13 protein-coding genes and 1 tRNA gene are annotated in these 22,433 nt (G+C 35.3%); 5 read left to right on the top strand and 9 right to left on the bottom strand.

Annotation, left to right across the window (positions count from 1 at the left end; all coding sequences use genetic code 11):
- Positions 1–13: 13 nt before the first annotated feature.
- Positions 14–3,214 (bottom strand): SusC/RagA family TonB-linked outer membrane protein, encoded by a 3,201-nt coding sequence (locus tag ACHRV5_RS14225; protein ID WP_395427209.1) that lies wholly within the window; start codon positions 3,212–3,214, stop codon positions 14–16.
- 718 nt (positions 3,215–3,932) lie between these two features.
- Positions 3,933–5,714, bottom strand: coding sequence for an arginine--tRNA ligase (gene argS / locus ACHRV5_RS14220; protein ID WP_395427208.1), 1,782 nt, complete (start codon positions 5,712–5,714; stop codon positions 3,933–3,935).
- A gap of 707 nt (positions 5,715–6,421) precedes the next feature.
- Between argS and ACHRV5_RS14215 the strand changes: the two genes are divergently transcribed.
- Positions 6,422–8,842, top strand: a complete 2,421-nt coding sequence (locus tag ACHRV5_RS14215) for a TonB-dependent receptor domain-containing protein (RefSeq protein ID WP_395427207.1) — start codon at positions 6,422–6,424, stop codon at positions 8,840–8,842.
- A 282-nt stretch (positions 8,843–9,124) separates the two neighbouring features.
- On the opposite strand, the gene ACHRV5_RS14210 is transcribed toward ACHRV5_RS14215, so the two are convergent.
- The 3 genes from ACHRV5_RS14210 to ACHRV5_RS14200 form a co-directional block, all read right to left on the bottom strand.
- Positions 9,125–9,796, bottom strand: coding sequence for a copper homeostasis protein CutC (locus ACHRV5_RS14210; protein WP_395427206.1), 672 nt, complete (start codon positions 9,794–9,796; stop codon positions 9,125–9,127).
- Between the two features lie 239 nt (positions 9,797–10,035).
- Entirely contained in the window at positions 10,036–10,359 is a 324-nt protein-coding gene (locus ACHRV5_RS14205) for a GIY-YIG nuclease family protein (protein ID WP_395427205.1), read from the bottom strand.
- Between the two features lie 271 nt (positions 10,360–10,630).
- Positions 10,631–11,638, bottom strand: a complete 1,008-nt coding sequence (locus tag ACHRV5_RS14200) for a 3-oxoacyl-ACP synthase III family protein (protein WP_047774151.1) — start codon at positions 11,636–11,638, stop codon at positions 10,631–10,633.
- 276 nt (positions 11,639–11,914) lie between these two features.
- Here ACHRV5_RS14200 and ACHRV5_RS14195 point away from each other — a divergent pair, with 276 nt between their 5' ends.
- Positions 11,915–14,326 (top strand): prolyl oligopeptidase family serine peptidase, encoded by a 2,412-nt coding sequence (locus tag ACHRV5_RS14195; RefSeq protein WP_395427204.1) that lies wholly within the window; start codon positions 11,915–11,917, stop codon positions 14,324–14,326.
- 399 nt (positions 14,327–14,725) lie between these two features.
- On the opposite strand, the gene ACHRV5_RS14190 is transcribed toward ACHRV5_RS14195, so the two are convergent.
- The 3 genes from ACHRV5_RS14190 to ACHRV5_RS14180 form a co-directional block, all read right to left on the bottom strand.
- Positions 14,726–15,676 carry an ABC transporter ATP-binding protein gene (locus ACHRV5_RS14190; protein ID WP_047774154.1) on the bottom strand — a complete coding sequence of 317 codons (951 nt, stop codon included), beginning with the start codon at positions 15,674–15,676 and terminating at the stop codon, positions 14,726–14,728.
- Positions 15,677–15,778: 102 nt separating this feature from the next.
- Positions 15,779–16,474, bottom strand: coding sequence for an OmpA family protein (locus tag ACHRV5_RS14185; RefSeq protein WP_047774156.1), 696 nt, complete (start codon positions 16,472–16,474; stop codon positions 15,779–15,781).
- Between the two features lie 17 nt (positions 16,475–16,491).
- Entirely contained in the window at positions 16,492–16,995 is a 504-nt protein-coding gene (locus ACHRV5_RS14180) for a lipocalin family protein (RefSeq protein ID WP_395427203.1), read from the bottom strand.
- Between the two features lie 203 nt (positions 16,996–17,198).
- Here ACHRV5_RS14180 and htpG point away from each other — a divergent pair, with 203 nt between their 5' ends.
- The 3 genes from htpG (at position 17,199) to ACHRV5_RS14165 (ending at position 21,062) form a co-directional block, all read left to right on the top strand.
- On the top strand, positions 17,199–19,082 hold the full coding sequence (htpG, locus tag ACHRV5_RS14175; RefSeq protein ID WP_395427202.1) for a molecular chaperone HtpG: 1,884 nt from the start codon (positions 17,199–17,201) through the stop codon (positions 19,080–19,082).
- 306 nt (positions 19,083–19,388) lie between these two features.
- On the top strand, positions 19,389–20,210 hold the full coding sequence (locus ACHRV5_RS14170; protein ID WP_395427201.1) for a hypothetical protein: 822 nt from the start codon (positions 19,389–19,391) through the stop codon (positions 20,208–20,210).
- A gap of 135 nt (positions 20,211–20,345) precedes the next feature.
- A complete protein-coding gene (locus tag ACHRV5_RS14165) occupies positions 20,346–21,062 on the top strand; it encodes a DUF4369 domain-containing protein (protein ID WP_395427200.1) in 717 nt (238 codons plus the stop codon).
- A 356-nt stretch (positions 21,063–21,418) separates the two neighbouring features.
- On the opposite strand, the gene ACHRV5_RS14160 is transcribed toward ACHRV5_RS14165, so the two are convergent.
- Positions 21,419–21,492, bottom strand: a tRNA-Thr gene (locus ACHRV5_RS14160).
- Positions 21,493–22,433: the final 941 nt, after the last annotated feature.

Genomic DNA, 22,433 nt, shown 5'->3' with positions numbered 1-22,433 from the left:
TTATTGTTTTTTTTTAGAATTGAACTTTTACATTAAAGCTAATTTCTCTAACCGAAGGCATAACACCGGTTTGGAATCCCTGAAAGTTCCCGGAACCAAAGTTCGATTCAGGATCTGCGTAGGGAAGATTTTTATGTATGATCCATAAATTACTGCCATTTGCCTCAAAAATCACATTGTTAAGAAAAGTCCCTTTTAATAATTTTACAGGCAATTGGTAAGCAATAGAAACCTCTCTCAATTTTACATATGAAGCATCATAAACAAAATATTGATTGGGAAAAGATTTATAACCTAAGTTAGATTCTCCTGTGGCCGTTGTTACCATAGCTCTAACGGTATTACGACTACCGTTGGCTTGTACTCCCGGCAAAATTTGCCCTCCCGGATTTGCATCCGTAATTTTGTTACGGATTGGATTCCCTAACTCATTTGTTCCGACACTACTTTGGTAAATACCGCTAGATTGTCCGTAGGCCTGGTCCAGAGAGAACACATCCCCTCCTTTTTTTACATCAATTAAAAAACTAAACGTTAGATTTTTGTAATTAAAAATATTGTTGATACCACCCGTCCAATCTGGATTTATATTTCCAATAATCCTATCACCAACATTATCATAGTTTCCGTTTGGCAGCACTACTCTTTCTCCGTTTAAGTATTTATAACCAGAGCCTTTAATTACTCCTAATGACTGTCCCGGAATTGCATTTAAGCTTGTTCCCTTATTAAACGTACCAATAACAATTTGCGGAAGACCATCGGCTAACGATACTACTTCACTTTTGTTTTTATTCCAGTTAATTTTTGAAGTCCAAGAGAAATCTTTTGTTTTTACAGGAACCAAAGTAAGTGTAAATTCGACTCCAGTATTGGTAAGTTTCCCGGCATTAGTTGTTGTCCCGCTATAACCTATCTCAGAACCTGTAGTAATATCCATAATCAGATCTGTCGTGGTACTCTTATATAACGAAGCTTCAAGACCGATTCTCCTTTTGAACAATTGCAACTCAATCCCTAATTCTTGTCCATCAATCGTCTCCGATTTTAAGTTTGGATTTTTACGGATGTTTTCATTAGAAAATAAAGCATTATCACCAAAATTCGTGTCTTTAGTATAGACGGGCTTAATTACATGTACGTTAGCATCATTTCCGGTTTGCGCAAAATTAACTCTCAATTTACCAAAATCTAACCAAGGAACCGTAAGATGTTTACTAAAGATATAGGTACCGGTAACGGATGGATACTTATATTTTGCTGCTTTTGCGGGCAAGGTAGAGGATTCATCGATTCTGTACGTTCCTTCAATAAAAAAAGTTTCTTTGTAATCAAAAGAGGCACTGGTATAAACACTATTCGTTCCTCGCTCTTCTAAAAATTCTGTTGGGTTTTCAATTGAACTAATAGAGTTAGAAAGCGCATACAATTTTGGAATTAACAACCCCCCATTGGTTGAGGATCGAATAGAACTAAGTTCACTTCTTCTACTGGACGCCCCCAATAGCCCCCTAAAGTTAACACCTTCCGTAATTTTAGCCTTAAAATTGAGCAGTAAATCCAGATTGACCTCTCTGAATCTTTTGTCATATCTAGCATATTTGGCAATACCACTATTGGCTCCTGACCCTAAAGCTACTCTCTCTTCGTGATTTTCTACATAAGAATCCACTGCTCCTCTTCCCGTTACAGAAAACCAGTTTGTGATTTCAGTATTAATTGTAAAGTTCCCAAAGAAACGATCTCTACTAAAATTATTGTAATTTTCATAGCGACCAAAATAAGGATTATCCCAATATAACGGAATCGCATTTGAGACCGCTCTTGGATTCCAGGTTATATTTTTACCTGTTAAATGATAAGCACGTTCTTGCTCCTTAAGATCTACATCAGTATGCCACCACTGTCTAAAACTACCCACAATATTATCTGAGTATCCCGTATCGTTCAAACCCGTTCCACCAGAAGTGATATAATTTGCGGTTGCAGCAATTTCTGTTTTACTACTAACTTTATAACTACCGGAAAAATTAAAATTATGCTTCTTTATGGAGCTATTAGGCAAAACCCCTGTTTGATCCAAATTCGTATAAGCAAATCTAAAAGTTCCATTTTCATTTCCATTAGTTATCGCAACGTTATTGGTATAGGTAGTGGAGTTCTTGAAAAATGAGTTTGGATCGTTTTTCGCTGCTTGCCAAGGTGATGTTTTTCCATAAGTGGCTACTAATTCAGGATAATAGGCATTCCAGCTGTATACCTTTTGGGAGGAATTGAATACTGGTCCCCAAGAAGAATCTTCGGGCACTATAGTTGGAAATGAACCCCGTCCTAAATCTGCATTTGAACCGAACACAAAACCGTCTCCCCCTCCATATTGTTTTTGATACTCGGGAAGCGTGCTTTTGTCGGCAGTCCCAACAGTAAGTCCGGAACTAACAGAGATTCCTAATCCTTTTCCTTTTCTTCCTTTTTTAGTCGTAACAATAATTACTCCATTACCTGCTCTTGATCCATACAATGCAGATGCGGCTGCGCCCTTTAGCACATTGATGGTTTCAATATCGTCAGGGTTTATATCCGATGCGGCATTTCCATAATCATACCCCGAACCGCCTGATTTCTGACTACTTGTATTTGAGTTGTCATTATTTAACGGAATACCGTCAACGACCCAAAGTGCCTGATTGTTTCCGGTAATCGATTTAGATCCTCGAATAACAACGTTTGTAGATCCTCCGAAATTACCACTTCTCTTTATTTCAATACCGGCTACTTTACCGGAAATTGAATTTGCAACGTTTCCGGTATTAACTTTTGTCAGGTCTTCTCCTTTGACCTCTTGCGTGGCGTAACCTAAAGATTTTTTCTCTCTTTTGATTCCCATGGCCGTGGACACTACAACATCATCCAGCTCCTGAGCATCTCCGCTTAATTTAATAGTAAGTACCGATGAATTTGCCGCCACTTCCTGATTTTTCATTCCGATGTAACTGAATACCAAAATCTGATTCGATGTTGCCTTAACAGAGAACTTACCTTCAAAATCTGTTTGTGTTCCGGATTTAGCTCCTTTTAACAATACGGTAACCCCCGGTAGCGGCATGCCCATATTGTCAGAAACAGTTCCTGAAACAAGTCTTTCCTGCGCAAAAAATAATTGCGAACTAAGTACAAAAAACAGCATTACCATTACTTTAATTCTTTGCTTCATTGTTTAAATTTTAAATAATTTTGGTGCAACTTACTTCATTAATATAAATTTAACAAGAAATTTATCCATTTTAACATATTAAATTGTAATCCTAATATTACTTTTTAATGTTTAAAAGAAAACAATAAGTACACAAACAACTGAAATAAAGACAGTTAATATAATTTATTCCTGAAAGGACAATCTTACAATTCTGGATTATTATTTTTTTGAATAAATGCCTTTTATCCTTTTTGTAGGAAGAAAGAGTGTAGAAGAAGAGGCAAAGGCTCAGAGGGACAAAGTGACAAAGTTTTCTTGGATCAAGACATATTGTTGTGGAGGAACAAATATCTTGTAGTTCTGCAATTTCGAATCAAGTTAGAAAGTTGTGAAATAATTTTTAGAAATTTCTTTTGTTAGAAGTAGCAGATCATATACTTTTTGGCCAGAGCTTTTTAAGTACCTAATTTCCTAACTTCTCCCTTTGACGATCTCGCAAAGACGCCAAGCCGCTAAGTTTTTTTCTGTTTTTTCATTAAAACTTTGCGATTTTGCGACTCTGCGAGATTTTTACTTCCCCACAACTTTCGGACTTGATCCGTTTTCTTTTGTTCTGACTTTCAGAACTGCAAATTGAGAACTGCAGCAAAGGCTAATCAACCAACCCTCGTAATAATCCAAAAAAATAGGCTGTTCGTATGGGAACAGCCTATTTTTAATTTGATATATTTCTATTTTACATTCTCTCCGGAACTTCTATTCCTAATAAAGTAAAAGCCGATTTTATAACTTCTGCTACTTTTTGAGAAAGTTGCACTCTGAATATTTTTTTTGTCAGATCCACTTCTCCTAAAATATGTACGGATTGGTAGAACGAATTGTATTCTTTTACTAAATCATAAGTATAATTAGCAATCAAGGCCGGGCTGTGATTTTGAGCTGCGTTTTGAATTACTTCCGGAAAAAGTTCGATTTGTTTTACCAATTCTTTTTCTTTTTCGTGAAGCACTTCAACTCCATCCAGCGCTACATTAAACTCAAAATCAGCTTTGCGAATAATCGATTGGATTCTCGCATACGTATATTGTATAAACGGTCCTGTGTTTCCGGCAAAATCAACAGATTCTTCGGGATTAAACAGGATACGTTTTTTAGGATCTACTTTTAAAATGTAATATTTAAGTGCTCCAAGACCAATTGTTTTGTACAATTTCGCTTTTTCCGTATCAGAATAACTATCCAATTTTCCTAGATCTTCAGAAATTTGTTTGGCTGTATCGGTCATATCCTGCATCAAATCATCTGCATCTACGACAGTTCCTTCACGGCTTTTCATTTTTCCCGAAGGTAAATCAACCATTCCATATGATAAATGATACAAACTTGAAGCCCAGTCAAAACCTAATTTTTTGAGGATTAAGAATAATACTTTAAAGTGATAATCCTGCTCATTACCAACGGTGTAAACCATTCCGCCAACATCTGGCATGTCTTTTACACGTTGAATAGCAGTTCCGATATCCTGTGTCATATAAACAGCAGTTCCGTCTGAACGAAGTACAATTTTACGATCTAAACCTTCGTCAGTCAAATCAATCCAAACTGAACCATCAGGATCTTTTTCAAAAACACCTTTATCCAATCCAACCTGAACTACATCTTTACCTAATAAATAGGTGTTGCTTTCATAATAATAACGATCAAAATTTACTCCGAGATTGCTATAAGTAGTAGCAAAACCGTCATATACCCATTGGTTCATCATTTTCCAAAGTGTGATCACTTTTTCATCACCGGCTTCCCATTTTTTGAGCATATCCTGAGCTTCGATAATAATCGCAGCTTGTTTTTTGGCTTCCTCTTCTGTTTTACCAGTTTCTATTAATTGAGCAATTTCAGCTTTGTACGCTTTATCAAACTCAACATAATATTTACCAACCAGTTTATCTCCTTTTAAACCTGAAGTTTCCGGGGTTTCTCCGTTTCCGAATTTTTCCCAAGCCAACATCGATTTACAAATATGAATCCCACGATCGTTGATGATCTGCGTTTTATATACTTTTTTGCCTGAAGCCTTAATAATTTCAGCTACAGAATACCCCAACAAATTATTACGTACATGTCCTAAGTGTAATGGTTTGTTGGTATTTGGCGAAGAATATTCCACCATAATCGCCTTCTCTTCCGGATTTGGTGTTACATAACCAAATTTTGTATTGTCTTTTATTCCATTAAAGAAATCCAAATAGTAACGATCTGCAATTACAATATTCAGGAAACCGGAAACCACATTAAATCGTGCTACTTCAGCAACATTTTCAACCAGGTAATTTCCAATTTTAGCACCCAATTCGCCAGGATTACTTTTAATCACTTTCAACAAAGGAAAAATAACCATTGTAATATCGCCTTCAAACTCTTTTCTGGTAGTCTGAAACTCGATTTTTTCAATAGCAACATCAAATAATGCCTGTATTGCTTTTTGTATAGAAGGGGTAAGAATTTGTGATAATGACATGTAAACTTATTTTTAAAGTGAGCAAAGATACTGCTTATTCACCAATTAGAGAAAATCAAAAACATATAAAATTCCCGAAAATCCTTAGAATTAAAAAAAACTAACAATTATTTAAATGGTTAAAATAATCAAAAAACCGAAACACTAAATTACTCCAAAACAGAACATTCATAAAACAACACTCTTCTTCTTTGATTTTTTCTACAACATTCATAAAATAGAAGAAGTCATTATGGTGAAAGCAGAATCAATCCGGAGGAAAAAACACCTGCCACGGACCGGGTTTAGAACAGTCAAAACCTATTCGCAAATGTGCATGCCGCTACGAACTTCCAACTGGAACACAGAGTTAAGAATTCCGTTTATCGATTCAAAGATCTGATACTTTTGCTGCATTCAAAAGAGGCAGTACTCCCGTCTTTAAAATTTTGCCTTAAACGACATTTTCTGCCATCACTGTGAGTATCTATTTCCTACTATTAGCCGAAAGAAAAGTACTATAAATACATTTATTGAAATTAAAATTCAAGAAGCTTAACCTCTTATAAAACAGCCTTTAACAAAAAAAGAACATTTTTTATTTCATTTTTTTTGTAACATATCGCTGGTAAAATAGTCTTAATAGGGACTTTGAATTTATTTCAAAAAAGAAAAAAACTAAAAAAACAATCATCATCAGTCAGATCAAATCAATCAATTACCTAACTATGAAATTAAAATTTTTACTGTTCGCATTACTGGGTGTAATGGCAACAGCACAAGCTCAGAATTCCGGGACGGTCTCAGGAAAAATTACCGAAAAGTCGAACAATGCTCCCATTTCATATGCTACTGTTTCAATTAAAGAAAATGGAAAAGTAGTTTCCGGAGTAAACACAGACGACAATGGTGATTTTACTATTAAAAATTTAGCCTTAAAAAACTATACCATCGAAATTCAATACATTGGATTTAGAAAATACATCGGTTCTATTCTTTTAAATGAAAACAAAAAAGAAGCTATTGTTAAAGTCGCTCTTGAAGAAGAAGCTACACAACTTAAAGGCGTAAACATTGTGAGCGAGCGCTCCACAATTGAACAAAAAATTGACCGTAAAGTTGTTACTGTTGGAAAAGATCTTACCACCGCCGGAGCATCAGCATCTGACATCATGAACAATATTCCGTCTGTAAACGTAGATCAGGATGGAAAACTTTCGCTTCGCGGAAATGATAATGTACGTGTATTAATTGACGGAAGACCAAGTAACATTGACCCGGCTCAGTTATTAAAACAAATTCCGTCAACCTCAATCAAAAAAATTGAGTTGATTACCAATCCAAGCGCCAAATACAATCCGGAAGGAATGTCAGGAATCATCAACATTATTTTGCATAAAAACACTAATGTTGGTTTCAACGGAAGTTACAGTGGTGGTATTACTTTTGGAGAAACGGCCAAATACAATCAGTCTTTGGATTTGAATTATAAAACCGGAAAAGTAAACCTTTTTGGAAACGTTGGCCAAAACTTCGGAACTTACTTTAACGATGGTTTCATCAAAAGATTTGATCAGGACGTTGTTCAGAATATCGATGTTAAGAACGATAATGATTCTTATCTGTATAAAATCGGAATGGATTATTTGATTGATGACCATAATACGTTGTCTTTTTATACCAACCAAAACAAATCGAACGGAAAAGGTTTTGTAAACACCGATATTGATTATAATAATGGTGATCCGGACATCAAAAACATTTACCAAACTTCTAAATATTCAGGACCTGAAAAAACAGGAACTTACAATTTAGCCTACAAACACATCTTCAAAAAAGAAGGACATACACTTGATTTCGAAGGAAACTATAGCGATAGTAAAGAATCTCAGAATGCGTATTTTGATACTAAAACTACAGCTCCAAACAATACTGCAAAAAATCTAATTTACAATGACTTGATCAAAGGAGATCGTAAATTAAGTACGCTAAACATAGATTATGTTAATCCGTTGAACGAAAAAACAACTCTTGAGGCCGGTGCTGAAGCCAGAATCACCAGAACAGGAAATGATTACACCAGAACAGGCGTAACATTTTCTGATCAAAATGTAAACTCAAATTATACTTACGATACAGATATTTATTCTGCGTACGTAACTTTTGGTCAGAAATACAAAAAATTCAGCTACCAATTGGGTGCTCGTTTTGAAAGCTATAAAGTAGCGGCTAATTTAAATCGTGGTCAACAAAAATTTGATGATGACTATATCACTTTATATCCATCAGCTTATTTGACCTATAACCTAAGCGAAAAAAATACTTTGCAATTAAGCTATAGCCGTCGTGTAGACCGTCCAAGTTTAGAGCAGACAAAACCTCTTCGTGAGTTTTCTACTCCATTAGTAACTTCGTTAGGAAACCCTGAATTAAGACCTCAGTTTACAAACTCAGTAGAAGCAAATTATACTAAAACTTTAGAAAAAGGAAGTTTCACTGCGGGAGTTTATGTGAGAAGTATCAATGATCAAATCAGTAGAGTTTTGTATCCTGACAATGTCGATAATGAGAGCGGTAATAAGGTAATCTTGTCTTATGCTAACTTTGATCGCAACACTGCTTATGGATTTGAAGCTTCCTTCAATTATAAAATCGCAAAATGGTGGGATATTTCTCCTTCTATTGATTTCTCAAGTATCAAACAACAAGGATATGTTTCTTTGTTCGATCCTGTAACAAAGGAAAGCGATCAAGTTGAAAGAAAAATTACAGTTTCTGCTTTCAACGCCCGTATGAATTCAAACTTTAAAGTAAACAAACGTTTGAGCTTCTTATTGTTCGGATTCTACAAAGGCCCATCTGACGGTCTTCAAAATAACAGTCACGAAATGTACAAAATCGACATGGGTTCACGTTATACCTTATTGAACAACAAAATGAACATAAGTGTTCGTTTTAATGATGTTTTCAATACGATGAAATATGCTTTTGATTCACAATATCCTTATCCACACGCAGGACAATTTACCTGGGAAAGCCAAACGGTTTATTTAGGTTTAACCTACAACTTTGGAGGAGCAAAAATCAAAAACTTGCAACGTAAACAAAGAGAAGACAACACTAGTCAAGGTGGTGGCGGAATGTTTTAGTCCCACTCTTAATTAGCAGATTTAAATAATTTTCTTGTAGCAAAAAAGGCCTGGAGTATGCCAACTCCAGGCCTTTTTTATTGTTATTATAATCGGATTATTTTAACCAAAAGTGCGCAAAGATTTTCGCAAGGGAAACGCAAGCAGATTTAATATGAACTTACATCACTTATATGGTTTAAAAGCTTTTAGTATCCATTTAGAGTCGCCAGAAATATAACTTTAAAAAAAATCAGATTGCCCAATCTTTTTTGCCTAATCCCCAATTTTTGCATCCAATCCTTAAAAATAAGCCTGTATTTTTTTTATCTCCAAAGGATCTGCCGTTTCTGTATTATTTGTAATCGCAGAAGTATGAAAAAATGTTGGTTGCAGTTTCTCCAGTAACAACTGAATATTCGAAGACCGTAAACCTCCACCTGGCATAATCACAATTCGATCCCCTGCCAATTCATGAATTTTCTCTAAAACTGCGATCCCTTCCAGAACATTCGTTCCTTGTCCAGAAGTCAGAATGGCGTTAAAACCACAATCAATGACGTCTTCAAGAGCTTGCTCTACATCAGCCACCACATCAAAAGCCCGGTGAAAAGTACTGAAATGAGGAGCCGCCAAAGCAACCAATTCTTCATTTACGCTTTTATTTACACTTCCATCTTCGTTTAAAATTCCAAAAACAAAACCATCAACTCCCAGTTTTTTGAATTGTTTGATGTCTTGTTTCATTACGATAATTTCTTCATCAGAATAAACAAAGTCCCCACCGCGGGGTCTGATAATAACATGCATTTTGATTGACAATTTCTCGCGGACTTTGGCTCCCAAAATATAATTTGGTGTTGTTCCTCCGAGTTGCATATTCTCGCATAATTCTATTCGGTCTGCTCCGTTCTCCTGAGCAATCAAAGCCGATTCGTAATTGAAACAGGCTATTTCGAGTTGGTTTTTTTTCATTGTATTCATTTGTTGTAAAGCAGGGCTTCGACTTCGCTCAGCCTGACAGTCGGCTTCGCTCACCTTGACAGTTGTTATTTAAAAAACATCTCTTAAATCCTTAGTGTCACCCTGAGCGAAGTCGAAGGGCTATTCATCTTAAAAGGACTTCGACTTCGCTCAGCCTGACAGTTGTTATCTAAAAAACATCTCTAAAATCCTTAGTGTCACCCTGAGCGAAGTCGAAGGGCTGTTCACTACTAAACATCTTTTTTAATAAAATTTTTATGACTCGTTAAATTTAAACATTCTGAAAGTTTTTTTAAGTCCTCCCATTTATCATTTATTATAGCTTCTTTCTTTTTTCTGCTCCATCCTTTCACTTGTTTTTCAAAAGAGATTGCTTGATTGACATCATTAAAATCAGTACAGAACACTAATTCCAATGGTCTTTTATCATACGTATAACTTTCTTTATGCAAACCGGACTTATGTTCCTTGAGTCTTCGATCCATATTATTTGTTATTCCAGTATAGTAACTATCATCAGAACATTTTAAGATATAAACATAATAAAATTTCATTTTAAATAGAAGTTTTGGAGTGAAAAAAGGGGCTTCGACTTCGCTCAGCCTGACAGTTGTTATTTTAAAAACATTTCTTAAACCTAGTGTATCTCCCTTAGCGAAGCCGAAGGGCTATTCATCTTAAAGTGCTTCGACTTCGCTCAGCTTGACAGTTCGTTTAAAGCTGTAAATGTACGAAAAATAATACAGTAAATTATCACCTCTAATTCTTCCAAAAAAAAACCTGCTCAGAAACTGAACAGGTTTAGTATATTATTTAAACAAAAAATTACCATTTAATAATAGCACTTCCCCAAGTGAATCCACTTCCGAAAGCTGCTAGAACAACTGTATCTCCTGTTTTTATTTTTCCTTGCTCCCATGCTTCGGTTAAAGCAATCGGAATCGATGCTGCGGTTGTATTACCATATTTCTGAATATTATTATACACCTGATCGTCTGACAATTTGAATTTGTTTTGAATAAACTGTGAAATCCTCAAATTAGCCTGATGCGGAATCAACATATTAATATCAGAAACCTGTAGGCCATTTGCTTCTAAACCTTCGTTGATTACTTCAGCAAAACGAACTACTGCGTTTTTAAATACAAACTGTCCATTCATATAAGGATAATAACTCTCATCATTTGGGTCATTATCTGCTATAATATCGGTTACCCAACGCGCTCCCATTCCCGGTGCTTGTAGCGCTAACTCTTCGGCGTGTTGTCCTTCTGAGTGTAGGTGTGTTGATAATATTCCTTTTGTCAAATCTTCTTCACGACTTAAAACAGCCGCTCCTGCTCCATCTCCAAAAATAACAGAAACGCCACGTCCGCGGCTTGTCATATCCAATCCCGTTGAATGTACTTCAGAACCAATTACTAAAATGTTTTTATACATTCCCGTTTTGATGTATTGGTCTGCAACCGAGATTCCGTAGATAAAACCCGAGCATTGATTTCTAACGTCTAAAGCTCCAACCGTTCTTAATCCCAAATCACGTTGTACCAAAACTCCTGGTCCTGGAAAATAGTAATCCGGACTTAAGGTAGCAAAAACCACAAAATCAATATCTTCTTTGGCTATGCCAGAACGTTCTATAGCAATTTTAGCTGCTTTTACCCCCATAGAGGTTGTGGTATCCTCTCCACGAATAATATGTCGGCGTTCTTGAATTCCAGTTCTTTCCTGAATCCATTCGTCATTGGTATCAATAATTTTAGACAAATCATCGTTAGTCACAACATTAGAAGGAACATAATATCCTAAGCCCGCTATTTTTGAATGATACATATTCTTTTATTATTTGTTAAAAAATTGGATTGCAAATCTAAGTATACTTTAAAATATAACGGTACAAATTACTATTTTTTTCGTGATTGACAATTTAATATACTTCAATAATACGACATATAGAATCGTTTTAAATTCTGAAAAAGCAGTTAATACATTAAAACCTTAAAAAAATCTTAAAAAAATAAAATTCTCCATTAAAATGTAACATGTCTGTACTACTTTAGACAAACTTATTAATAATACTACTTAATTTAACCCCCTAAAATTCAAATTATGAAATTAAAGGTTACTCTCTTTTTATTTTTAACCTTAGGTTTTTCTGCGATTGCGCAAGAAAATTTAACCTATCAAAAGCCTTCCAAATCCATCCTGGATTTAGCCGATTACGAAAGAGCTCCTTCAGTATCAATGGATACTAAAAAAGAATACATGCTGCTTTCTTACAGAAACACTTACAAAACATTAGATGATTTAAACCAAGACGAACTTCGTTTGGCTGGTATAAGGATAAATCCTGTAACGAACATCTCAAGTACCGTAACCTACATCAACAACTTAAAAGTACGAAAAATAAACGGTACAGAAGAAGTACAAGTTGCCGGATTACCTGCTAATCCAAGAATCAGTAACATCCTTTGGTCACCAAATGACAAAAAAATCTTGTTCTCTCATACTACAAGTACAGGGGTTGAACTTTGGGTTTTGGACGTTGCTACTGCAAAAGCTACAAAACTTACCGAAGCAAATGTAAATGCAAATCTTGGCAATCCGTTTAGCTGGCTTTTAGACAATGAAACGATCTTGGTAAAGATGCTTCCTAAAAACAGACAACCTTTACTGGATTCTAAAAAAGACTTACCAACCGGTCCTATCGTTTCTAACACTTCAGGAGAGAAATCTCAAAACAGAACGTATCCTGATATGTTGAAAAACAAAAATGATGAGGCTAATTTTGAAAACATCATCACTTCAGAATTATATAAAGTAAACATTAATGGAACTGCTACTTTATTTAAAGAAGCTGCCATGTTTGCTGGAGAAAGAATTTCACCTGATGGAAATTACATCATGCTGACTACAATTCAAAAACCATTTTCTTATGTTGTACCATTGTTCAGATTCCCTTCTAAAACAGTAGTTTACGACAGTAGAGGAAAAGAAATCAAAGTTGTAAATGAGGTTCCTTTAAACGAAATTATCCCAAAAGGATTTATGGCGGTACAAAAAGGAAAAAGAGAAATGACCTGGAGAAATGACAAACCGGCGACTTTAGTATATGTTTCTGCTCTTGACGAAGGTAATCCTGCTAACAAAGTAGATTTCAGAGATGAAGTTTTTCTTTGGGATGCACCTTTTACAAACGAAGCTATTACATTGGTAAAAACACCTCAACGTTTTGGAGGTATCACTTGGGGGAACGATGCGATTGCAATTCTTTCTGATTCATGGTACGATACTCGTAATGTAAAAACCTATTTAATAAACCCATCAACTCCAGGCCAACAGCCAAAAGTACTTAATGACAGAAACTATCAGGATGTTTACTCAGACCCGGGTTCATTTGAAACCAGAAAAAATGAGTACAACAAAAATGTTTTAGCCATTGAGAACAACAATGCTTACCTGATCGGTGACGGTTTTACAAAAGACGGTCAGTTTCCTTTTATTGATGAGTTCAATTTTAAAACGCTAAAAAGCAAGCGTCTTTACACTTCATCTTACAAAGACAAAAAAGAAGATTTAATTGAGATCGAAGATTTTAAAACTGGAAAAGTTTTAGTAATGATCCAATCAAAAAGTGATTACCCAAATTATTACTTCAGAAACATTAAAAAACAAAACAGCCTGACACCAATTACTTCTTTCAAAAATCCTTTTGAAAGCATTAAAAATGTTAGCAAAGAAGTAATTAAATACAAACGTAAAGATGGTGTAGAGCTTTCAGGAACTTTATACTTACCTGTTGGTTACGATAAAGCTAAAAAAGAAAAGATGCCTTTATTAATCTGGGCATACCCGGCTGAATATAAAGACAGAAACAGTGCAGGACAATCTACTCAGAATCCAAATGAGTTTACTTTTCCTTCTTACGGATCATTTGTATACTGGGTTACTAAAGGTTATGTTGTGTTAGATGATGCTTCTTTCCCTATTATTGGTGAAGGAACTACAGAACCTAATGACAATTTTATTACACAGTTAGTAGACAATGCAGAAGCTGCAATTAACGCGGTAGATGCATTAGGATACATTAACAGAAAGAAAGTAGCTGTTGGAGGACATTCTTACGGTGCTTTTATGACGGCTAACTTACTAACACACTCTAATCTTTTTGCTTGTGGAATCGCTCGTAGTGGTGCTTACAACAGAACTTTAACTCCATTTGGATTTCAATCTGAGCAACGTAATTACTGGGAAGTTCCGGAAGTATACAATACAATGTCTCCTTTTATGAATGCTGACAAAATGAAAACACCTCTTTTGTTAGTTCACGGTGAGGCAGACAACAATCCTGGAACTTTTACCTTACAGACAGAGCGTTATTTCCAAGCCTTAAAAGGTTTAGGAGCTCCTGCAAGAATGGTAATTTTACCTAAAGAATCTCACGGATATGCTGCCAAAGAAAACATCTTACACTTACTTTGGGAACAAGATCAGTTTTTAGAAAAAAACCTAAAAAACTAATCTGTCAATCTGATTATTATAAAAAAAAAGAAGCCGATTCTACCTTGTTGTAGAGTCGGCTTCTTCTTTTTTTAAGCTGCTAAGTTTCTGAGTAACTAAGGTTCTAAGTATTTGATAGCGGGCGTCAGCTGAAAATGTGAAATGTGAACTGAGACTATTTTTTTTAAAGTTTCTAAGGTTCTGAGTAACTAAGGCTCTAAGTTTTAGATTGAGGGCGTTAGCTGAAAATGTGAAATGTGAACTGAGACTATTTTTCTTAAAGTTCCTAAGGTTCTGAGTAACTAAGGCTCTAAGTTTTAGATAGTGGGCGTCAGCTGAAAACATGAACTGAGACTGAGACTGAGACCGAGACTGAGACTGAGACTGAAACCGAGACTGAGACCGAAGACTGAGACTCTACTACAAATAATTCAAACTCAGGAAAACATTTTCTTCAAGCGGCAGGTCGATTTCACTTTCAAAGAAAACCAATTGTCTTTTATAAACCGATTCAATCAAATAGTGATTCCCTCTAAAATAAGTTCTCCTGATTTTTACCGGTAAATCAGACTCCGTCACCATTTTAAACTGGTGTGGATATACCAGCGTTTTATGCGCTTCGTCTTCGTATGGAACTAACAAATGTGTTGGTACCTCATTTACTTCTCCAAAAAGAGAGGCCACATATCTAGTTTGTGGATCCTCGTAAATTGTTGTCGGATTATCTTTTACGATCACTTCGCCATTTCGCATTACAATAGCCTCGTCTGCAAACGACAAAGCGTCTGTACTGTCATGCGTTGCTATAATACAGGTAATTCCTTTTTGTTTTAAATATCGGAACAAATTACGTCGCAAGGCATTTTTTCGGAATGCGTCAATTTGACTAAACGGTTCGTCAAGCAAAATTACTTCCGGTTCTAAGGCCAAAACCCTTACCAAAGCAACTCTTTGTTGTTGTCCTCCACTTAAAAATTTAGCCTTCACGTTAGCAAACTGATCCATCTCTACCATTTCCAGCAATTCCTGAACGCGTAATTTTTTCATGTTGGCAAAACCATTCGAAAGAAACTTTCCAACGTTTTCTGCTACCGTTTCATATGGAGATAAATCAAAATCCTGCGCCAGATACTTCATAAAAGGCATTCCGGGAATCAGATTGTATTTGGGTCCTAAGATAGGTTTTTCATTATAAAACATTTCCCCTTCATCCAGATTATACAATCCGTACATCAATTTAAGCAGTGTGCTTTTTCCACAACCACTTTCTCCTATGATCGCAATATTTTGCCCTTTTTCTATTGAAAAAGTCACGTTTTTAATAACCGGTGTATCCGTATAGGAAAAGGAGATATTTTTTATGTCAAGCATTGCGTTATAATTGAGGGGGCAAATTTACAATCTTTAAAACCGAAAGTCAAAAAAAAAGCCATTCATTACGAACAGCTTTTTTCAAATTATATTGTATGGAAATTATTTTCCAGCTTCTGCTTTTGCATCATTTACCATTTTATCATTTGCAGTAATAGCAAATTCAACACGACGGTTTTGAGTTCTTCCTTCCGGAGTATCATTTGTTGCGATCGGATCAGCTATTCCTAAACCTGAAGTTTTAAAACGAGTTGATTTAATTCCTTTAGAAACTAAATAAGTTCTAACAGATGCCGCTCTTTGTCCTGAAAGTGTCAAATTGTATTCTGGCTTTCCTGTGCTGTCTGTATAACCAAAGATTTCAATATTAGTATCGCCATACTCATTAAATACAGGAACTAATTTGTCCAGATTAGCTTTTGCCTGAGCGGTCAATGTTGATTTATTAGTATCAAAACGAACTGCATTTTCGTTTAAAGTTAAGTGAATTCCTTCTCCTACTCTTTCTACATCTGCACCCGGCAACGCTTGGTCGATTTCACGAGCTTGTTTGTCCATTTTATTTCCAATAAGAGCTCCGGTTCCACCACCAACAGCAGCTCCAATAGCAGCTCCCAATGCAGCATTTCCTCCGCGTCCCAAATTGTTACCTAAAATACCACCAATAATCCCACCTGCAACCACTCCGATTCCGGCTCCTTTTTGAGTATTATTTGCGTTTTTTACAGAGTCACAACTTGTAAAAAAACTAGTTAATACAAGTAAACTACTTAAACCAAATACTGTTATCTTTCTCATGTTCTATCTATTTTATATTAATTTGCTCTTTGAAATTGGTACGTTACATCTTTCGTTTGTCCACCAACATTAATGTTATCAATCAACTGAAAGGAATTATCTGTCAAACCTGCTACTTTTAATAAATACCCCGATTTAACATTTTTTGATTTTGTTCCAGGCTCTACAATTTTAAGTACGAAAAGCCCTTGATTGTTAATACTCCAAACAATTGGAGATGTAAATGCAGTACAGCTTGGAGCTGTAAGTGTCATCGTTCCTTTATTATTGTTTGAAATAAAATTCCAGGTACTTCCGATAAAACATTTTGAATCAGCAAGATCAAATGAGTTTACTTTAATATAATCAGAACCCGGATAAGATACGTTGGTTAGTACCCAATTCCCTTTAATAGCTACCTGAGTAGGTCTGTCAAGTTTAGTCGAAAGTGTTGGTGCTTCCGTTGAAGCTGTTGAAGACGAAGCTGATTTACACGCAAACACCATCGTGGCAATCATGCAAATAAAAATAATTTTCTTCATTTTGTACATTTATTTAAGTTAATACTTACACATTTAAGCAATTATTGTACCGCAAAGATACGATTCATTAAAACATCTTTTGTTTTAGAATCTGTTTTTTTTCTTTCATAATTAACACCTCAGACATTTTGTCACTCAAAAAGTAATTGGTATTCTATTTGACTAAATGAAAGACATCACATTAAACTAAAAAATTAAAAAATATGACAACAGGTAAAATTAATGTTTCGGTTGAAAACATCTTTCCCTTAATCAAAAAGTTCTTGTACAGCGATCACGAAATCTTTTTACGTGAGCTGATTTCAAACGGAACAGATGCTACATTAAAACTAAAACATCTTATTAGCATCGGTGAAGCCCAAGTAGAATACGGAAATCCGGTTATTGAAATCAAAGTAGACAAAGAGGGTAAAAAAATCCACATCATCGACCAAGGTTTAGGTATGACTGCTGATGAAGTAGAAAAATACATCAATCAAGTCGCTTTTTCAGGTGCTGAAGAATTCCTGGACAAATACAAGGATTCTGCCAAAGATTCCGGAATTATTGGTCACTTTGGACTTGGTTTCTATTCTGCCTTTATGGTTGCTGAAAAAGTAGAAATCCTTACAAAATCATATAAAGACGAACCAGCAGCGCACTGGACATGTGACGGAAGTCCTGAATTTACTTTAGAGCCAGCTGACAAAACTTCACGCGGAACGGAAATCATCCTTCATGTTGCTGAAGATTCTCTTGAATTCTTAGAAAATTCAAAAATCAGTGGTTTATTAAACAAATACAATAAGTTCATGCCTATTCCGATTAAATTCGGAACAAGAACAGAAACACTTCCAAAACCGGAAGATGCTCCTGAAGATTATATCAACGAGACTGTTGAGACAGACAACATCATCAACAATCCAAATCCGGCATGGACCAAACAGCCAACTGAATTAAGTGACGAAGATTACAAAAGCTTCTATAGAGAATTGTATCCAATGCAATTCGAAGATCCTTTGTTCCACATTCACTTAAATGTTGACTATCCGTTTAACCTGACAGGAATTTTATATTTTCCAAAATTAGGTTCTGACATGCAGATCCAAAAAGATAAAATTCAATTGTACCAAAACCAGGTTTACGTTACCGATAACGTAGAAGGAATTGTACCGGAATTTTTGACAATGTTAAAAGGTGTTATTGATTCACCGGACATCCCTTTGAATGTTTCTCGTTCAGGTCTACAAGCTGATGGTGCCGTTAAGAAAATTTCTAACTACATCACGCGTAAAGTAGCAGACAAACTAAAAGCTTTGTTTAACGAAAACCGTGCTGATTTTGAACAAAAATGGAACGACATTAAAATCGTTTTAGAGTACGGAATGCTTTCTGATGATAAATTCTACGAAAAAGCAGGTGCCTTTGTATTATATCCAACAGTTGACGACACCTACTTTACTATTGAAGAATTAAAAGAAAAACTAAAAGAAAACCAAACCGACAAAGACGGAAAATTGGTTGTTTTATATGCCGGAAATAAAGACGCACAACACTCTTATATCGAAACTGCAAAAGCAAAAGGATACGAAGTGTTACTATTAGACTCTCCTATTATTTCACATTTGATTCAAAAAATTGAAGGAGATAACAGCGGTTTAACTTTTGTTCGTGTAGATTCTGACCATATTGATAACTTAATCAAAAAAGAAGAGACTACGATTTCTAAATTATCTGACGAAGAAAAAGAATCTTTAAAAACGTCTTTAGAATCTTATATTCCAAAAGCCTACTCGGTACAATTGGAAGCAATGGACAGCCAGTCAGCTCCATTTATCATCACGCAACCTGAATTTATGCGTAGAATGAAAGAAATGAGCCAATCCGGCGGCGGTGGAATGTTCGGAATGGGAAATATGCCGGAAATGTACAATCTGGTTGTTAACACCAATTCTGACTTAGCAACAAACATTTTAAATACAGAAGACAAAACACATCAGGAGCACTTGGTAAAACAAGCTTTAGACTTAGCTAAATTATCGCAAAACCTTTTAAAAGGAGAAGCTTTAACTGCTTTTGTAAAAAGAAGTTTTGAAATGATCAAATAATCCAATTTTAGTACAAATTGGTCTCAAAGCCTGCAAGTTTACTCTTGCAGGCTTTTTATATTTTAAAAAGTCTCTGTTCTCAGTTCTCAGTCTCGGTTCTCGGTCTCAGTCTCAGTCTCACATTTTACATCCCCCAGTCGCAATTTAAACCTAAGACCAAAAACTCAGAACCTTAGCCACTCAGAACCTCAGCACCTTTAAAAAAAACCTCCCTACAAACTCAGATTCAAAAAATTTCTGACAACCGAAACCTTTTTTTATTATTTTTGAGCGCCCACTATTATCTAACACTTAACAAATACCACTATGAAAAAAAGTTTTTTTCTATCGCTAACTTTTTGTGCAACAGCACTATTCTATGTTTCTTGCGGAAATGACGACAACGAAATCGTCAATCAAACTGACAACGCTGCTATTAAAGCTTCTGTCTTAATTGATGCCGTTAACGAAATGGACCTTAAAACCGGATTGCTTGTAACCACAAATAACGGCACATCAAAATCAGCCGAAACTGCACCCGGGATTTGCGGTACTATTACAGTTGAAAAACCTACTGCCGAAAATTATCCAAAAATATTCACAGTAGATTACGGAACAGGCTGTGCCACGGATCAAATCACAAGAAAAGGAAAACTAAAAATCACACTTACCGGACCAGTTACTACAACCGGAAGTAAAATGACAATCGAAAGAATTGATTATTTTATTAACAAACTAAAACTGGAAGGCACTATTGAGTATGTGAATACCACAACAGAACAGACAATTCCAAAATGGACCCGAAAAGTACTTAATGGAAAATTGACCGATTCAGACGGACGAGCGTACTTAAATACCGGAACCTATTCAATACGACAAACTGAAGGAGTTTTGACGCCAACCTTAGCCGATAATGTTTATGAAATGACCGAAGGAACGCACACTGTAACTTCAGACAAAGATGCCACATTAACTTTGACAGTTCAGGAAACTTTAGTTAAAAAGTATTCTTGTGAATTTATTTCAAAAGGAAAATTAAAAATCCAAGGCGGTTATTTAAACGGAGTTGTAGATTACGGAAACAATGACTGCAACAGCGCTTATACCTACACTCATGAAAATGGCAATACCTATAATCTGACTATGTAACTTATTCATTTTTAAAAAAATAAGCACATCCCAATTTAGAAATAGATTGGGATTTTTATTTTTAACAAAAATTAAACCCTTACTTCTCCACATTCAAACTATTTTCTTTATTTTGCAGCAAAATCTAAAAAACCAATGAAAAAATCAATTATTGCCTTTGTTACACTTGCCCTATTGGCATCTTGCAGCAAAAAAGAAACTACTGACGGTTTACATCTTACCGGAAACATAAAAGGATTAAAAAACGGAACTTTATATATTCAAAGAGTATCAGATACTTCCCTGGTTGCGATTGACTCTATCAAAATAGACGGGAATTCAACTTTTGAAAAAGACATCAAATTAGAATCTCCGGAAATGCTTTATTTATTTCTGGATCGCGGTGTAACAAACTCTTTGGACAATAATATTTTATTTTTCGCAGAACCGGGAAATCTTAACATCGAAACCAACTTAGACAACTTTATATACGCTGCTAAAATTACCGGATCTAAAAATCAGGAATTATATGAAGAGTATAAAAAAATAAACTCCCGTTTTAATGACGAAAACCTTTCTATGGTTGAATCAAAATTTAAAGCGTTAAAAAGACAAGATCAAAAAGCGGTTGACAGTATTGACGCAAAACAACAGTCCAATATCAAAAGAAAATACTTATACGCTACAAACTTTGCCATCAACCACAAAGATCACGAAATAGCGCCTTATATTGCGTTAGCTGAGATTTACGATATCAACGTTAAATTCCTGGATACGATACAAAAATCAATGACTCCAAAAGTAGCACAATCTCTTTATGGTAAAAAACTAACAAAGTACGTTAGCGAAATCAAAAAACAGGAACAAAAGTAATTTTATCTTTTTCCATAAAAAAAATGCCTTGTAAAATTTTACAAGGCATTTTTTTTATGTGGAAATTCCCAATTACAAAGGAATATATTGCCGACTAGAAATCACAAACCTATTTACGCTATAACTTGTTTTTGTTTTGCCACAGATTAAAAGATTAAAAGATTAAAAGATTAAAATGACTAGACAATCTGTGCGAATCTCTTTAATGAACTTATAACACTTATAAGGTTATAATTATTATTCCCCCACAACTTCTGGGCTTTGTCCAAAAATAATACGTCTATTTTTTTGAGTAAAAAGCCCAAAAGTTCAGCGCAAAAAAAAACCATCACAAAAGTGATGGTTAATTTATGTTGAGCCGGCGGAGGGACTCGAACCCACGACCTGCTGATTACAAATCAGCTGCTCTAGCCAACTGAGCTACGCTGGCGACTCATTACGGGTGCAAATATAGTACGGTTTTTCGTTTTTCCAAAATAAATTTTAACTCTGAGCAATCTTTTTTTTAAGCACTGCAAACACTGAACTGAAAATGAGATTTTTAAACCCTAAAAAAACTTTCTCTTTTTATAAAAATTTCTTCAATTTCGCCTTAAATACCTAGACTTTTGATTAGAATCCCTGTTCATTTCTCTCTGGATATCACTCTCTTTTGTCAGCAAAACAGGATTGAAAGCTAAAATAAAATTTTCTGCAGTTCTGTCCTTTCGACGAAGGAGAAATCACACAAGAAATTCCGCTTAGAAAATCGCCAATCTTTGCCGAATATTGGATGCGATTTCTCCTTCGTCGAAAGGACAAACTGAAGGCGTATTGTGTAAACGGGAGCTGTGTTTTTCAGACAAACTAAATTTTTACATTCAACTTTTTACTGCTGTACAGCTTTTGGACCTGATCCAACTTTTACATCTGATTCAAATCATTTCCCGCAAAGACGCAGAGTCGCTAAGTTAAAAAATTAGAACAAAAACTTAGCGACTCTGCGTCTTCGCGAGATTTTCTGCAGTTCTGTCATTTCGACGAAGGAGAAATCACACAAGAAATTCCGCATAGAAAATCGCCAATCTTTGTCGAATATCGGATGTGATTTCTCCTTCGTCGAAAGGACAAACCGGGGCGTATTTTGTAAACGGGGACTGTGTTTTTTAGACAAACTAAATTTTCACATTCCTGTTTTACTACTTTACAACTTTTACATCTGATTCAAATCATTTCTCGCAAAGACGCAGAGTCGCTAAGTTAAAAAAGGATCAAGACATATTGTTGTGGGGAAATATTAAAAATTAGATATTTGTATTTTGAAATTATATATAAATGCAAGATTCTTTTATCGACATCCTTAAGTTGTTATTGCCTGAGATAATAGTAGAC

Source organism: Flavobacterium sp. FlaQc-52 (assembly GCF_044007495.1).
GTDB lineage: Bacteria > Bacteroidota > Bacteroidia > Flavobacteriales > Flavobacteriaceae > Flavobacterium > Flavobacterium cupriresistens.
Note: the sequence above shows the minus strand (reverse complement) of the source record. Positions and strands in the feature narration are given on the sequence as shown.

Bases quoted from the DNA above. Each gene is read 5' to 3' on its own strand.
- ACHRV5_RS14225 (WP_395427209.1), bottom strand. From the start codon at position 3,214: ATGAAGCAAAGAATTAAAGTAATGGTAATGCTGTTTTTTGTACTTAGT.
- ACHRV5_RS14210 (WP_395427206.1), bottom strand. From the start codon at position 9,796: ATGAAAAAAAACCAACTCGAAATAGCCTGTTTCAATTACGAATCGGCT.
- ACHRV5_RS14195 (WP_395427204.1), top strand. From the start codon at position 11,915: ATGAAATTAAAGGTTACTCTCTTTTTATTTTTAACCTTAGGTTTTTCT.
- argS (WP_395427208.1), bottom strand. From the start codon at position 5,714: ATGTCATTATCACAAATTCTTACCCCTTCTATACAAAAAGCAATACAG.
- ACHRV5_RS14215 (WP_395427207.1), top strand. From the start codon at position 6,422: ATGAAATTAAAATTTTTACTGTTCGCATTACTGGGTGTAATGGCAACA.
- ACHRV5_RS14165 (WP_395427200.1), top strand. From the start codon at position 20,346: ATGAAAAAATCAATTATTGCCTTTGTTACACTTGCCCTATTGGCATCT.
- ACHRV5_RS14205 (WP_395427205.1), bottom strand. From the start codon at position 10,359: ATGAAATTTTATTATGTTTATATCTTAAAATGTTCTGATGATAGTTAC.
- ACHRV5_RS14190 (WP_047774154.1), bottom strand. From the start codon at position 15,676: ATGCTTGACATAAAAAATATCTCCTTTTCCTATACGGATACACCGGTT.
- ACHRV5_RS14170 (WP_395427201.1), top strand. From the start codon at position 19,389: ATGAAAAAAAGTTTTTTTCTATCGCTAACTTTTTGTGCAACAGCACTA.
- ACHRV5_RS14185 (WP_047774156.1), bottom strand. From the start codon at position 16,474: ATGAGAAAGATAACAGTATTTGGTTTAAGTAGTTTACTTGTATTAACT.
- htpG (WP_395427202.1), top strand. From the start codon at position 17,199: ATGACAACAGGTAAAATTAATGTTTCGGTTGAAAACATCTTTCCCTTA.
- ACHRV5_RS14200 (WP_047774151.1), bottom strand. From the start codon at position 11,638: ATGTATCATTCAAAAATAGCGGGCTTAGGATATTATGTTCCTTCTAAT.
- ACHRV5_RS14180 (WP_395427203.1), bottom strand. From the start codon at position 16,995: ATGAAGAAAATTATTTTTATTTGCATGATTGCCACGATGGTGTTTGCG.